The organism is Acinetobacter sp. F9, from assembly GCF_019195275.1.
In the GTDB taxonomy this organism is placed as follows: Bacteria; Pseudomonadota; Gammaproteobacteria; order Pseudomonadales; family Moraxellaceae; genus Acinetobacter; species Acinetobacter pseudolwoffii.
This window is the reverse complement of record NZ_CP078068.1, coordinates 2,422,164-2,437,322: the sequence shown is the minus strand read 5'-3', so window position 1 is coordinate 2,437,322 and position 15,159 is coordinate 2,422,164. Positions and strand designations below refer to the sequence as shown.

General features: G+C 44.3%; 10 protein-coding genes. 7 read left to right on the top strand and 3 right to left on the bottom strand.

Annotation, left to right across the window (positions count from 1 at the left end):
- Positions 1-409: 409 nt before the first annotated feature.
- A complete protein-coding gene (locus KT990_RS11615; RefSeq protein ID WP_218208813.1) occupies positions 410-2,596 on the bottom strand; it encodes a carboxy terminal-processing peptidase in 2,187 nt (728 codons plus the stop codon).
- Positions 2,597-2,795: 199 nt separating this feature from the next.
- Here KT990_RS11615 and nagZ point away from each other — a divergent pair, with 199 nt between their 5' ends.
- A complete protein-coding gene (gene nagZ, locus KT990_RS11610) occupies positions 2,796-3,818 on the top strand; it encodes a beta-N-acetylhexosaminidase (RefSeq protein ID WP_005172743.1) in 1,023 nt (340 codons plus the stop codon).
- A gap of 120 nt (positions 3,819-3,938) precedes the next feature.
- Entirely contained in the window at positions 3,939-4,805 is an 867-nt protein-coding gene (locus KT990_RS11605; protein ID WP_005172745.1) for a class I SAM-dependent methyltransferase, read from the top strand.
- A 24-nt stretch (positions 4,806-4,829) separates the two neighbouring features.
- Here KT990_RS11605 and KT990_RS11600 read toward each other — a convergent pair whose 3' ends face one another.
- Entirely contained in the window at positions 4,830-6,167 is a 1,338-nt protein-coding gene (locus tag KT990_RS11600) for an alpha/beta fold hydrolase (protein ID WP_218208812.1), read from the bottom strand.
- Between the two features lie 322 nt (positions 6,168-6,489).
- Here KT990_RS11600 and KT990_RS11595 point away from each other — a divergent pair, with 322 nt between their 5' ends.
- From KT990_RS11595 to KT990_RS11580, 4 genes are all read left to right on the top strand, one after another.
- Positions 6,490-7,755 (top strand): glutamate-5-semialdehyde dehydrogenase, encoded by a 1,266-nt coding sequence (locus tag KT990_RS11595; protein ID WP_034609142.1) that lies wholly within the window; start codon positions 6,490-6,492, stop codon positions 7,753-7,755.
- A 449-nt stretch (positions 7,756-8,204) separates the two neighbouring features.
- Positions 8,205-9,425: an acetate/propionate family kinase gene (locus tag KT990_RS11590; RefSeq protein WP_005172750.1), complete on the top strand. Its 1,221-nt coding sequence runs from the start codon at positions 8,205-8,207 to the stop codon at positions 9,423-9,425.
- A 54-nt stretch (positions 9,426-9,479) separates the two neighbouring features.
- On the top strand, positions 9,480-11,618 hold the full coding sequence (gene pta, locus KT990_RS11585) for a phosphate acetyltransferase (protein WP_005172751.1): 2,139 nt from the start codon (positions 9,480-9,482) through the stop codon (positions 11,616-11,618).
- Between the two features lie 227 nt (positions 11,619-11,845).
- Positions 11,846-11,986: a hypothetical protein gene (locus KT990_RS11580; RefSeq protein ID WP_159138498.1), complete on the top strand. Its 141-nt coding sequence runs from the start codon at positions 11,846-11,848 to the stop codon at positions 11,984-11,986.
- A gap of 438 nt (positions 11,987-12,424) precedes the next feature.
- On the opposite strand, the gene KT990_RS11575 is transcribed toward KT990_RS11580, so the two are convergent.
- Complete coding sequence (locus KT990_RS11575; RefSeq protein WP_005095591.1) at positions 12,425-12,664, bottom strand: DUF2171 domain-containing protein; 240 nt, start codon at positions 12,662-12,664, stop codon at positions 12,425-12,427.
- Between the two features lie 761 nt (positions 12,665-13,425).
- On the opposite strand from KT990_RS11575, the gene KT990_RS11570 reads away from it, so the two are divergent.
- On the top strand, positions 13,426-14,952 hold the full coding sequence (locus tag KT990_RS11570; protein ID WP_005095588.1) for a fumarate hydratase: 1,527 nt from the start codon (positions 13,426-13,428) through the stop codon (positions 14,950-14,952).
- The last annotated feature ends 207 nt before the right edge of the window (positions 14,953-15,159 follow it).

The window sequence follows — 15,159 nt, the reverse complement described above, 5'->3', positions numbered from 1 at the left end:
ATTATTCCCCTCACGTGTATTTCTATTTCCACCTGGTCAAGTTTAAAGCCGTCAGAATCGTAAAGTTGACAAGCAATGCACATGTGTCGCTGTGCAAAGCCTCTGGTTTTAAATAAAATTAGAATTTATATTTCTTTAATTCAGTGTCGAGAACAGATTCTGAAATCATGATGAGCATCAGCATAAAATATGACTTCTATCTTATGAGTCTTGAAAATTTTAGCAAATGTTTAAATCTATTTTTCCAGTTTATTTATTCGACCACCGTCACAATTTTTTTCTTTTTATTTAGACAGCTAGCAATTCATATGAAAAATTTATTCTGATTTTTAAATAGCCGGATGTCATAAAAAAATAGCCTGTCGAAACAGGCTATTTTTTTAGATCCTTAAATGGACACGCTTAAAAGTTACTGTTTGGCCTGTAGCTTGGCATAATCCAGCAACACATGCGCAGCTTCGATCACAAAGGCTTCTTCTTCAGGAAGCGCCGGACGCTCTTTGGCTTTCATTTTGGCACGGGTTTCAATCAGTGCATCCATTGAAGCCTGATAAGTTTCCCAGTTCGGATAAGGTTTAAGACCTGTAGCCATACGGCGGGTATTTTCTGCCTCCAGCGTTTTTTGCTCCATGGCAATCAACTCTGCTTTACGCTGTTGCAAGTCCAGTACCTGACGCTTTTCTTCCTCGGCTTTTTTCATCACCGCCTTACGCTGTTCCAGATACTTGAACTGAGAATCCAGCACGACCCGTTGCTGAGAAAGTTTAGCCAATTCAGGTACATATTTCTGTACTGCACCTTCACGTTTAAACGGTGCGGTTGGAATGGTATCCCACTGCAAGGCATTTTTAGCCTTACGCTCACCAAATTCTTCGTTATAAATATCGACCAGTTTAATGTCTGGCACAACCCCTTTATTCTGGGTACTACCACCAGTCACCCGGTAGAATTTACGCTGTGTCAGTGTCGCCTGACCATGGGCCAAGCTATCCAGTTGCACCTGCGCCGTACCCTTACCAGTGGTGGTACTGCCGATCACAATCCCGCGTTCATAATCCTGAATCGCTGCGGAGTAAATTTCGCTGGCCGATGCAGAGGCCAGATTAATCATTACTGCCAAAGGACCCGCATAGGTTTGTGCACCGCCATCATCATCTTCAAAGACGCTAACATTGCCATTACCATCACGAATCTGCACCACTGGGCCAGATTTAATCACCTGCCCCAACATACGTGCCACTTCTTCTAGTGAGCCACCCGGGTTATTACGCAAATCGACAATAATTCCGGCAACATTTTTGGCCGCCAGTTCTTTTAAAGCCTTATTGGTATCTTCAGAGACTGAACGATAATCTGTACCGGCACGACGTGCACGATAGTTCAGGTAGAACGACGGGATTTCAATCACACCATATTGATATTTCTTGCCATCGCGCTGAATGTCGACGACACGCGTACGCACACCGGCATCTTCTTCCTGAATCACATCACGGGTAATGGTCACGTTACGTGCCTGCCCCATGGTCGCGCCTGCACCGAGTAAACGTAGAGTGACTTTAGTGCCACGCTTGCCGCGAATCAGACCGACAATTTCATTGCTTGGCCAGCCAATCACATCGACCATCTGTTCGCCATCCTGGGCTACACCAATGATACGATCACCCGATTTCACCTGACCGGATTTACTCGCAGGACCACCTTCGACAATGGTTTCAATCTTGGTGTAATCTTCATTGCCACGTTCAGAACGAATCGAGACCCCGACCCCTTCGAGCTGCAAAGTGGTCTGACGATTCAGCTCCATCGCATCTACAGGCGGGAAATAATTACTATGCGGATCATAGGTCAGCATCATCGCATTCAAGGTCTTGTCGAGCACATCATCACTCTTGATCCGGCTGACACGTTCCAGCTGACGGGTATAACGCTTGGTCAAGGTTTGTGCAGGCGTCAGATCTTCAGGACCGGTAAGGTCTTGTCCATTGGCCAGTTCTGGATTGGCCTTCAGTGCTTTCTGTTTGGCCTGTTCTTCTTCTTTACTGATGGTCAGATTGATCAGCTGGGACACCAGCATTTTTGACCAGTGCGCGCGCTGTTCAGCCTCAGTTTTAAAGAATGGTGCTTTTTCACGATCCGTTTCGATATAGACATTTGGCTGATTCAGGTTCTGCGGTTTTTTCAGCTCATCCAGCATATAAGTATAGAACTGGGTCAGGCGCTGACAATATTGCGCATGGATTTCATAAGAACCCGACAAATTGCCAGCTTTCAGGTGAGCACCAAAATTGGCCCCATAACGTTTCTTGTAATTTTCAACTTCTGGTGCCAGAAATAAGCTATGTTCCGGATCCAGACTATCGATATAGAAATCGAAAATACGCTGCGAAGTCTGGGCATCCAGACGCATATTCAAATAGTGCTGACGATCCACCAGCGTCGCCAGTTGACGTGATACTAACGCCTGTTCTTGAGATGGCTGAATGGCTTTGCTGACCACTTCTGCACTATTGGCTGCAATCGCATCATTCACGACATGGGTAAAAAAGAAGCCACCTGTCGCAATCGCAACGGCGCAAGCTATCGTTTGAAATTTCATAAATAATTCGTACTTCCTTGGCCTAGAGACCAATGTGACCGTGTTGCTTTTCGACCAGAATTTAAAGTATTCAGCATCTTAAACAACTTAATATGTTTATGTCGTGTAGTTTTATCATATTCTGTGCTGACAAAGTGTAGCAAATCATTGCAGAAATCAGGTATTGTTTCCCGGAAAAATTCTAAAACGGATTCCGCATATGATTGGCGCATTGATGCTCGACATCGCAGGCACAACCCTGACTCAAGAAGATATTGAACTATTCGGTGCGCCGCAAGTCGGTGGAGTCATTTTATTTGGACGTAACATCGAATCTGCGGCTCAAGTCCGTGCCTTAACCGATCACATGCGCCAGATTCGTCCTGATATTTTGATTGCAGTCGATCAGGAAGGTGGACGTGTGCAGCGCTTAAGACAGGGCTTTACCCTGCTCCCTGCGATGGGGAAATTTGGCGAACTGTATGCTCATGATTCGCAGCGTGCTTTAGATTTGGCCGAAAAATGCGGCTGGCTGATGGCGATTGAAGTACTGGCTGTCGGGATTGATTTCAGTTTTGCGCCGGTGCTGGATTTAAACGACATCAGTGATGTGATTGGTGACCGAAGCTTTGCCAGAAATATTTCAGATATTATTCCACTGGCCAGCGCATTTTTAAAAGGGATGAAACGTGCAGGAATGGCGTCAACTGGGAAACATTTCCCGGGTCATGGTTCAGTCAAAGCGGATTCACATGTTGCCGCAGCCATTGATATGCGCAGCTATGAAGACATTCAGCAAAAAGACATGCAGACCTTTATCCAGTTACAGCCGCAACTCGATGCTTTAATGCCAGCGCATGTGATTTATAGTCAGGTAGATCCCAATCCGGCCGGATTCTCGGAATTCTGGATTCAGAAAGTTTTGCGTCAGCAACTCGGTTTTGACGGCGTTCTGTTCTCGGATGATTTAAGCATGCAGGCCGCCTGTGTGGCAGGCGGTGCCGATGCCCGAATTCAGGCCGCACTGAAAGCCGGGTGTGATATGGGGCTGGTCTGTAATGATCGTGCAGCACAATGTATTGCACTGGAAGGCATTGCCGACCTGCCGTTGCCAAATCAGGAACGTTTAGAACGTATGCGCGGTCAAATTCCAGCGATTCAAATTGGCACTGAACTGGATCTGGGTGATGAATGGCGCAAGATTCGTGATGAAATACTGGTATTCAAGCAGCAGACTAGCTGAAACTTTTTAAATCCAATCAAGATGATAAAGGAACACGACAAAGTGTTCCTTTTTTATTATGATGTTAAAAGGCGTTACTTCTGTAGCACCCAACTAAAATAACAATAAGGTCAGAACCCTATGCCAAAATCACTTTCGCAGCATCGCCATATTTCTTTTACAGCACATTATACCGGCTATATCTGGTATCAAATGGGGATCTCACATCCGGTCTTTGCCACGACTAAAGGCAAGTTTCTGGCCACACTGCTACATCCACTCGAAGTATGGGCAGAACGCTCTGTGGGTGGCAGTATGCGTACCACACTCAAGCAGCGTCATCAGATGATTGATGAACATCTGTGTCAGTTGATCGAGCAACATCCACAACTTCAGATTCTTGAAATTGCCTGCGGTTTGTCTCCACGTAGCTGGAATTTCAGGCAAAAATTTCCCGAGATTGATTATCGCGAACTGGATCTTCCCGACATGGCCAGAATCAAGACCCAAGCCTTGCAGCAGATTGATCAACAGGCTCCCGAAGTGCTCACTGCAGATATTTTTAGTGAAGAGTTGGACTGTATCTTTCAGATGTTTGATCCCGACCAACCTTTGGTGGTAATTAATGAGGGGCTGATTAATTACTTTGATCAACGCATGTTGCGTATTCTGTTGCAAGGTATTGCAGAGAATGCACGACATTTTCCAGCCTTGCATTACCTTAGCGACATTTACCCGGAACCCGTCAAAAATAAATTGGCGAATTTTATTTGGAGCTGTAGCCGTCTGCTTAAATTCATGTCACGCAGTGCATTTACCTTTCATTTTAAAACCCCCCAAGAATTACAGCACTTTTTTCAAGATGCCGGTTTCAATCAGGTTGAGGTACAACAACCGCAACGTTATTTTGCCGAGCCTCGTCAGCAAAATCTAACACCGGAGCAGGATGAACATCTCGGTGATCTGGTCTGGATGATTCATGCAGTGAAAAAAAACAGCGTTAAATGACGCTGTTTTTTTATTAAGCCCCGATTAAATCACTGCATCGAAAGCGTCTTCTTGCTGAAGGATTTTCTGTTGTTGCACAAAAGCCAATAAACGTTCTGCCACTTCAAAACTGCCATGTTTAAACAGGGCCCGCACTTGAGTCTCATCCTGTTCAAAGATCAGACATTCGATCTTGAACTCGCCGTTTTCATCTTCCAGATGCAAGGCCAGATCACGCGGATAAGCTGCGGCACACTCTGTCTGTCCTGCGTCTAACTCCAGCAATACTCCAAAGAAATTCATGTCGATAATTTCTACATTCAACAGCAGATCCGAATGACGATGACTCAAATAACGTTGTGGCTGTTGCACACAAATCCGTTCTTCACCGCGCCGTTCAATCTGCTGCATCTGTTCACGGCTAAACGGAATAATTCCCGGCAACTGCTCGACTGCTTCATCACGCAAGAAGGCGGCAAACAGATGCATAGTTTCTTTCCTGCGCTGCAACTGAGGCACATGGTCAGCACCGGCAATTTGTACATACTGCATATTTGGACATTGCAGGGCAAAATTGGCATTCTCATGTGGCAAGGTAAAACTGTCATATTGACCACAGGCCACCAGAACCTTGCACTGTGGAATCGGCACGTGGGTCAGACGCAATAGACGGTTGCAGTTAATATCATAACGCTCTTGTTCGGTCACCGTGAATTCTGACATCTGCTTGAAGAATAAGCGCTTTGCTGTTGGTGACATGCGGGTTTCTTTGAGACGGGCATGATTGACCAGATATAAAATGACCGCCTGACCAAATTCATCCATGCGCTGTTCTTTCATCAGATGCAAGGATTCTTCCAATAGCATGCGCCAGCTTTTGCGGGTTTTCTGCATTACGCCCATCAGGATCATCCGATCCACCAGTTCAGGGCGCTGGTCTGCCAGACAGGAGGCGACTACTGAGCCTAAGGACATGCCTAAAATTGAAACTTGAGGAAGTTGCATCTGCTCCAGCCATTGCCCCAGCATGGCAGCAAGGTCTTCAAGCTCCAGAGTTCCAGCCGACAGACCAGTATCCACATTGCTGATCTGCTGGTTGGCTCCCATCGAAGGCAAGTCAATCAGAATGATCGGGCCGGCAGCGAAGAGCTGTTCGACACAATATTTATAGGAATTAAAATTCTGGAAGGCGCCCCCAATGATCACCATCGGCCTGAGATGCAAGGTATCCGGACGGGCAATCGCCATATATTCGATTTTCCAGCCATCCATCCAGGTGCTTCGTGCTGGCTGCTTAAAACTGTGCTTATCATAAAGATCAAAAAAACCATAATGGCTTTGCGAATCCAATACATGGGCATCCATGTGGATAATGGAATTCATTTTCCTTTTCCTCCGTCCTTGCCTTATTTTTATTGTGCAAGTCATGATTAACAGATCTTATGCTTCAGACACATTCCGATGAGCCTGAACACGCATCCTGCTCTTTAATAATTATATATGACTTCAATTTCGCTTATTTCATTCTATACAGAGGAGCTTTTCACAAGCAACCGCTTCAGCGACCACTTATCTGCTTTTAAACAGAAAACAATTTCAAAATGTTTAGAAGTCCGCGAAAACGGATGATTTTTAACAGATGGGCTTCATTGTCCGGCAGCAGACTGTTAATATCGAAGTGAAATTTCTAAGTGATCAAAGCGCTATGCAAGAGTCTATTGAACAATATATGCAAACGGTAGGACAGCAGGCACGCCAGGCTTCTCGCATTTTGGCTCGTGCGTCCACCCAAACCAAAAACAACGCACTATCGGCTATTTATACGGCTTTGGAAAATAGCCAGCCGGCTATTTTGGCTGCCAACCAGAAAGATATGACCAAAGCGCATAATAACAATCTGGACAGTGCCCTGCTTGATCGCTTAGAACTCAACCCCGCACGCTTTAAAGGTATGTTAGAAGGCCTGAAAGATGTGATTGGCCTGAAAGATCCGATTGGTGAAATTAGCGATATGGCTTATCGCCCATCTGGCATTCAACTGGGCAAGATGCGTGTACCTTTAGGTGTGGTCGGCATGATTTATGAATCACGTCCCAACGTGACCCTGGAAGCGGCTTCACTGGCGCTGAAATCAGGCAATGCGATTATTTTACGTGGCGGTTCAGAAGCACTGGAATCCAATCAGGCGATTGCCGCGGCAATTCAACATGCGCTGAAAATTTCCGGCCTGCCAGAATCAGCAGTACAAGTGATCAATACCGTTGATCGTGCTGCAGTCGGCCAGCTCATTACCATGACCGAATATGTCGATGTGATTGTGCCTCGTGGCGGCAAGAGCCTGATCGAGCGCATTACTGAAGAAGCTCGTGTCCCGGTGATCAAACATTTGGATGGTAATTGCCATATCTATGTGGAAGCACAGGCGGATCTGTTAAAAGCCTTACCCATTGCTTTAAATGCTAAAACCCATCGTTATGGCGTGTGTAATGCCATGGAAACTTTGCTAGTCGATGAAAAAGTCGCTGAAGAGTTCTTGCCCCGCATCGCAGAACTTTATCAGGAGAAAAAAGTAGAGCTCCGTGGTTGCAAAGAAACCCAGCGTATTCTTGCTGATGCAGTGATTGCGGCCACTGAAGAAGACTGGTATACCGAATATCTGGGCCCAATTCTGGCCATCAAAGTGGTTTCTGGCATAGAAGAAGCGATTGAACATATTAATCAGTATGGCTCACATCATACCGATTCGATCATTACTGAAAATTACAGTCTGGCACGCGAGTTTTTGGCCGGTGTCGATTCGAGTTCGGTGATGATCAATGCCTCGACCCGCTTTGCTGATGGTTTTGAATATGGCTTAGGCGCGGAAATCGGAATTTCAACCGATAAAATTCATGCCCGTGGTCCGGTTGGTCTTGAAGGCCTGACCTCACAAAAATGGATCGTATTTGGTGATGGTCAGATTCGCCAATAACTATTTCAGCTGATCACTTTAAAAATCAGCTTTGTTCGCAAGGCTGATTTTTTATGGATATAAAAATTAAAACCGAAATGGATCAGAACCTTTGGGTCATTTTATTGATGAATCTCTGTATAGAATTGTATGTATAAGTCATATTTGCTGTTTTAGGCACTAAACTGAAAGCAATCTGTTCCAGTACGACATTGAAAATAGAATTTGGCAGCTTTATTGATTATATTTTCAGCATCATTTTATTTATAAATGAAAACTATGAACTGATAAATTTTAGTTATTATTGTCAGCCTGGTCGATAATGCTTAAGTCTAATCTGCTAAAGTCTATCTAGGACAGAAAAAAAACAAATGTTAAAACATCAATATTGATTCAGCTTAGTGCCTTTTTGCTGATCACTGGATCAAGTCAATGGACGAGAATTTTAATTAAAAATCGGGTAATCAATCGTGTCTAAATCAGTATTAGTTATTAATTGTGGCTCTTCTTCAATCAAGTTTGCATTACTTCTTGAGGAACAGAACTTCCGTATTCATGGTTTAGCTGAGAATTTAGGCACAGAGAATGCTCGTATCAAAGGCGTGACTGTCGGTAACGAACCGGTTGATATCCATATTCCTTTTGCCGACCATAAAAAAGCCCTTGAAGTTGGTTTGGAGCGTCTGGCTAACTATCGCCCAGATGCGATTGGTCACCGTGTGGTACATGGTGGCAGCCTGACCAAAGCAGAATTGATCAATGATGAAATTATTGAAAAGATTCGTGAAGCAACGCCACTTGCGCCCTTACACAATCCGGCACATCTGATTGGCATTGAAGCCACCAAACGCTTGTTCCCAGACTTACCGCAAATAGCAGTATTTGATACCGCATTCCATCAAAGCATGCCAGCACATGCATATCGCTATGCCCTGCCAAAATTCTTATATACAGCCCATGGTGTGCGTCGTTATGGTTTCCACGGCACCAGCCATGCTTATGTTTCAGACCGTGGTTCTGAACTGGCAGGTAGCCTGAAACAAGGAGGCTGGTTAACAGCACATCTCGGTAATGGCAGCTCGACCTGTGCCGTGTGGAATGGGAAAAGTGTAGATACGTCAATGGGTCTGACCCCGCTTGAAGGTATTGTCATGGGCACCCGCAGTGGCGATGTCGACCCAAGCCTGCACAGCTTCCTGGCAAAGAACCTGGGTTGGGATATCTATAAAATTGACAAGATGCTGAATAGCCAGAGCGGTCTGTTGGGTCTGTCTGATTTGTCGAATGACATGCGTACCCTGATTGAAGCATCGGAACAAGGTAATGAAGATGCTGCATTAGCGATTGAAGTATTCTGCTACCGTCTAGCCAAATCTCTGGCAGCACTGAGCTGTGGTCTGCCACGTATTGATGGCTTGTTCTTCACTGGCGGTATTGGCGAAAATTCTGCCTATATCCGTGAAAAAACCATGACTTATCTGCCCCACTTCGGCTTCAACCTGGATAAAAGTGCCAATAATGACCTGAAACGTGGCACTGAAGGCCGTATCGATTCAGGTACAGGTCCACAAATCTGGGTAGTGCCAACAGACGAAGAAGGTCGTATCGCTCAAGAAGTACATAGCGTTGTAGAACTTGAAGTGGAGCAAAAAAACGCAAAAAAGTCTGAAGCTGAGGTAGCGCTTGCATAAGCAAGCAGGGCCACTTTTTAACTGATTTTTATTATTGTGTGACTGACGTAACTTATGAAAACGATTCTATTGGTTCCCACTGGGGAAGGCGTAGGCTTAACTTCTGCATGTTTAGGCCTGATTTATGCACTGGAATGCCAAGGGGTTAAAGCTGGCTTTCTCAAACCTTTTGCTCAGGAATTGAATGAAGTCGAAGACCGTACTACGGCTTTGTATCGTCATATTTCTCAAAGTGAAACTGTTGAACCAATCCGTTATAGCAAAGTCTTGCAGCAGATTAATCTGGGTGAACAGGATGAACTGCTGGAAGAAGCGGTACGTCTGCATCGTCAAATTGCCAGACAGCATGACCTGATTATTGTCGAAGGTCTATTGCCAAATGCTCAGGACAGTTTTGCCGATGATCTGAATGCCTCGCTGGCGCAGGCTTTGGATGCCAAAGTGATTGTGGTCAGCAATGCCAATATCCAGCAGCCAGGTCAGACTGCCGATAAAGTTGAAAACCAGATTCGCAACTTTGGTGGCGCCAGTTCAACCCGCCTGTCTGGCATCCTGTTGATGCGAACCAAAGGTCTGCCTGAAGAATCTGCACAGATTCCTGTAACGCTTGATCCGGATTTACGTCTTGCAGAAGAAACCACACAATTTATTCGTGCCATCCAGCAAACCCATCCACATATTGGTTCAGAAAAGTTACCTGTAATTGGACTGGTGCCTTTCAGTAAAACTTTAAGTGTGCCGCGTATATCTGATCTGGCGGCACATATTCAGGCCTACTGGATTAATGAAGGCGAAGCGAAACAGCGCCGTGTCCAGCACAGCAGCCTGATTTCGGCCAATATTGAACATGAATTGCATAAATTTGTAGCGGGTGAATTGATCATCAGTGCATCTGACCGGATTGATGTGTTATTGGCCAGCAGTCTGGCCAGCAGCAATGGTATTCCTTTGGCTGGCTTGGTGCTAACTGAACATCATCAACCAAATGATCACGTACTGGAATTTTGCCAGACCGCCATCAAACAAGGTTTACCAATTTTACATACACCGCTTAGCACCTTTGAAACCGCACAAAAACTGACAAATCTCAGCAATGAAATTCCAGTAGATGATACGGAACGTGCAGATCAGGTCACGCGCTTTGTTTCGAGTCACATCAATCCGGAATGGCTCGGTCAGATGTTGAATGGTTCTTATAAGCCACGTCTATCGCCTTCAGCCTTCCGGCATGAACTGGTACAAAAATCGATTGCGGCCAAAAAACGTATTGTATTACCTGAAGGTGATGAACCACGTACGATACAAGCTGCAGCAATCTGTCAGTCGCGTGGCATTGCACAATGTATTTTATTGGCCAATCCCGAATCTGTTTTAGAAGTGGCAAAAGCTCGTGGTATCGAATTGCCTGAAGATCTGGAAATTCTGGATCCGGATCTGATTCGTGACAACTATATCGACAAGATGGTCGAGCTACGTAAAGGCAAACTCAACGAACTGCAAGCGCGTGAACAGCTGCAAGACACTGTGGTGCTCGGCACCATGATGCTGGCGCTGGATCAGGTTGATGGTCTGGTCTCTGGCGCGGTACATACCACGGCCAATACCGTACGTCCTGCCTTTCAGCTGATCAAGACTGCACCGGATTATTCACTGGTTTCTTCTGTGTTCTTTATGCTGCTGCCAGATGAAGTCTATGTTTATGGCGACTGTGCGATTAATCCTGATCCAGATGCAGAGCAGCTGGCCGAGATTGCGATTCAATCGGCAGATTCTGCCAAAGCCTTTGGCATTGACCCGCGGATTGCAATGATTTCTTACTCTACCGGAACTTCAGGTATGGGTGCCGATGTCGAGAAAGTGGCTGAAGCAACACGAATCGCCAAAGAACGTCGTCCTGACCTGCTAATTGATGGGCCATTACAATATGATGCTGCCTCGGTTGAAAGTGTTGGCCGTCAAAAAGCACCAGATTCACAAGTGGCCGGACGTGCCAATGTCTTTATTTTCCCGGATTTAAATACGGGTAATACGACTTATAAAGCTGTGCAACGTGCTGCCAATGTAGTCAGTGTCGGGCCAATGTTGCAAGGTTTGAACAAACCGGTGAACGACCTGTCTCGTGGTGCTTTGGTCGATGATATTGTATTTACCATCGCCTTAACCGCGATTCAGGCAGAACAGCAGGCTCAATAAATTTAATAGCTCCGCACTCACCACCCTCTCGCAAGATGGGGTGGTTTTTTTAATCATTTTTGTTCTAAAGTCGGACATTCTATAATCTGTCGATTACTTTTCTAAAAATAAAAAATGCTCTCAAAGAGCATCACATCAACACTGATCTTAAATGGAACCGCATCTACTTACACTTACTGAAAGTTGAAAATCTACTCACATTTTTAGCGCTCACGCAAATCGATGAAATGCGTTATATGACCGGCTTGAAATGGCATTTTACACTTGAAGATATGCAGGCACATAGTCAGCGCTGTTTGGCTGATCCAACCCGTTATGACTTTGCGATTTGTTTAAACCATCATGATGAAATGATCGGTAAACTTTGAATTCTAGAAATCAATCTTGTGCTCAACATGCTGAATTTTGTATTGCAATCTCAACAATCACTTGGACAGCTCAAGGCTGTGGCAGTGAAGCGCTCAAGTTGGTCAAAGAGTTTTTCTTTAAGCCATTACAACTCAAAAGTTTAAGTTCAAAAGTCTTTGGACATAATTGAGGTGGAAGTCGTGCCTAGGAAAATGTAGTTTTCAAACGCTAAAAATCATACAAAATGGTTTTGAATATGAAGGGGAATTTTCAGATAAAATCATCATACAGGCTCAAAATCCATTTCTGGCAGAATGCAAAACCAAATAAAGAGAATCAACTACGCATAATAAATGCCAGTCTTTCGAACTGGCATTTTCAACGATTACTAATAAAGTCTGTGACATAAAAAATTAAGCTGAGACAGCCCTGCTTTTCAGTCCACTGACTTTAATTTTTTATAAGGTGGTCCACTCTTTACGCACATCTTCTGCTGTTTTATTGAGCACTACGCTATCGTCTTTGATTTCGCTTACCCAACTCAAGGGAATCAGATGATGCTCATTATTTTCATCATCACTTCTTGTTAATTTAATTGAATCCTGACCTTCTAAATGGTCTACCTTCCCGACTTGAGTACCACATGAAGCAATGACTGAAGCATGTTCTTTAATATCACTTGCATTAAAATTGTTCATTCTATTTGCCTGTTTCTAGAAGTTGAGAGGAACAGTCTAAGCAATAAAAAACGCCACATGTGTAAGGCTTTTCAGGCTTTGGGTTTTGAAGGGTTAAGAATGTAAACGCTTAGCACGGTTTAACCCACTACATAACAAAAATGCTTTTTGAAGTTGAGTATTCAGATATTTTTATAGCTTGATGAATTGGATGTGAAGATGTGAAGATGTGAAGATGTGAAGATGTGAAGATGTGAAGATGTGAAGATGTGAAGATGTGAAGATGTGAAGATGTGAAGATGTGAAGATGTGAAGATGTGAAGAAAGGTTAATTATTTAATGCCTGAAAATAAAGAAAGAAGATGAAGCTTAGGCTTGATCTTCTTTCTGACCATACATCCAAGTTGCAGCGATATATACACAAAAACCACTTGCCATTAAAATACCTGTAACCATTGTTAAGATCTCCCGTTTCAATATCTGCATTATGTAAAAGTTTTATGACAGTTATATGACAATCCGGTTTTTTATTAATTTTAAATAATAATTAAAATTCAACTACTTAATCAAAAATAATAATAAATATGACTATTTTTAGTCTGAAATATGACACTAAATATGACCAATTACTGTCATATTTGACCCGTTGAGCAGCTAAAGTCCTCCTTTAAATTGCCTAAACTATAAACTTTCGGCCAATGCTCGCCCAAAATGCCCACAACCCGATTCTTTTGTCTTATAATTTAGCCCGCTAGCTATCAGCCCGCTCAAGAGATATTTGTATGACAACTATTATCAAGCAAGATGACTTGATCACATCGGTTAAAGATGCGCTTCAGTTCATTTCTTACTATCACCCACAAGACTTTATCCAAGCGATGAGCCGTGCGTATGATCGTGAAGAGAACAAAGCTGCTAAAGATGCGATCGCGCAAATCTTAATTAACTCACGCATGTGTGCAGAAGGCCACCGCCCAATCTGTCAAGATACCGGTATCGTCAACGTATTTGTTGAAGTGGGCATGGATGTTAAATTCGATTTAACCATGGGCCTGGATGATGCAATTAATGAAGGTGTACGTCAGGGTTATTTAGAAAACTCCAACGTGCTTCGTGCATCAGTTCTGGCCGATCCTGCTTTTGGTCGTAAGAATACCAAAGACAACACTCCTGCCGTGATTTACCACAAGCTTGTGCCTGGTAATAAAGTAGATATCACTGTAGCAGCCAAAGGTGGCGGTTCAGAAAATAAATCTAAACTCGCAATGTTGAACCCATCTGATTCAATCGTAGATTGGGTACTGAAAACTGTTCCAACCATGGGTGCAGGCTGGTGTCCTCCTGGTATGCTCGGGATCGGGATTGGTGGTACTGCCGAAAAAGCCATGATGCTTGCAAAAGAAGCATTGATGGAAGAGATCAACATGGACGAATTGCTTCGTCGTGGCCCACAAAGCAAAATGGAAGAGCTTCGTATCGAAATCTTCGAAAAAGTGAATGCTCTGGGTATTGGCGCACAAGGTCTCGGCGGTTTAACCACTGTTCTTGATATTAAAATCAAGGATTACCCTTGTCATGCTGCTGGTAAGCCAGTCGGTATGATCCCGAACTGTGCTGCGACCCGTCATGCACACTTTACATTAGATGGTACGGGTGTTGCCAACATCATCGCACCAAAACTTGAAGACTATCCTGAAGTCACTTGGGATTCTTCAAGCTCTAAACGTGTTGACCTCGACACAATTACTCAAGAAGAGATGAATGCTTGGAAACCAGGCGATACGCTTCTTCTTAACGGTACAATCTATACAGGTCGTGATGCTGCACACAAACGTATGGTCGACATGCTCAACAATGGCGAAGAACTTCCTGTTGATCTGAAAGGCAAGTTTATCTACTACGTCGGTCCAGTCGATCCAGTCGGTGATGAAGTTGTAGGCCCTGCTGGTCCAACAACGGCTACACGTATGGATAAATTCACACGTCAAGTCCTTGAAGCAACTGGCATGTTCGGCATGATCGGTAAAGCGGACCGTGGCCCTGCTGCTGTTGAAGCCATTAAAGATAACCAGGCAACTTACCTCATGGCTGTGGGTGGTGCTGCTTACTTGGTATCGAAAGCGATCCGTGAAGCTGAAGTGGTGGCTTTTGCTGATCTGGGTATGGAAGCAATTTACAAGTTTGTCGTGAAAGACATGCCGGTTTCTGTCGCGGTTGATGTGAATGGTACTTCTATTCACGCGACTGCACCGAAAATCTGGCAAGCTAAAATTGGCAAGATTCCAGTCGTGGACGCTGCTGCAGGCTAATTTTGACTGCAATAACAAAGCACCCTCTATCGGTAATGCCAGTCAGTTAAGGAATTGACTGGCATTTTCTTCTTGAAATTCATGATTATATCTGATAGATAGAAAAGTCATCCGCAACTGTTTGAGGCAGGACTACATTTAAAAATGATTGTTTCTGCGACAAACTTACTGGTCGATGGTGGCTGACGAGTTTTGCGGATGAGGAGT

Coding starts and splice junctions, on each gene's coding strand:
- KT990_RS11615 (WP_218208813.1), bottom strand. CDS start 2,596: ATGAAATTTCAAACGATAGCTTGCGCCGTTGCGATTGCGACAGGTGGC.
- nagZ (WP_005172743.1), top strand. CDS start 2,796: ATGATTGGCGCATTGATGCTCGACATCGCAGGCACAACCCTGACTCAA.
- KT990_RS11605 (WP_005172745.1), top strand. CDS start 3,939: ATGCCAAAATCACTTTCGCAGCATCGCCATATTTCTTTTACAGCACAT.
- KT990_RS11600 (WP_218208812.1), bottom strand. CDS start 6,167: ATGAATTCCATTATCCACATGGATGCCCATGTATTGGATTCGCAAAGC.
- KT990_RS11595 (WP_034609142.1), top strand. CDS start 6,490: ATGCAAGAGTCTATTGAACAATATATGCAAACGGTAGGACAGCAGGCA.
- pta (WP_005172751.1), top strand. CDS start 9,480: ATGAAAACGATTCTATTGGTTCCCACTGGGGAAGGCGTAGGCTTAACT.
- KT990_RS11580 (WP_159138498.1), top strand. CDS start 11,846: ATGCGTTATATGACCGGCTTGAAATGGCATTTTACACTTGAAGATATG.
- KT990_RS11575 (WP_005095591.1), bottom strand. CDS start 12,664: ATGAACAATTTTAATGCAAGTGATATTAAAGAACATGCTTCAGTCATT.
- KT990_RS11570 (WP_005095588.1), top strand. CDS start 13,426: ATGACAACTATTATCAAGCAAGATGACTTGATCACATCGGTTAAAGAT.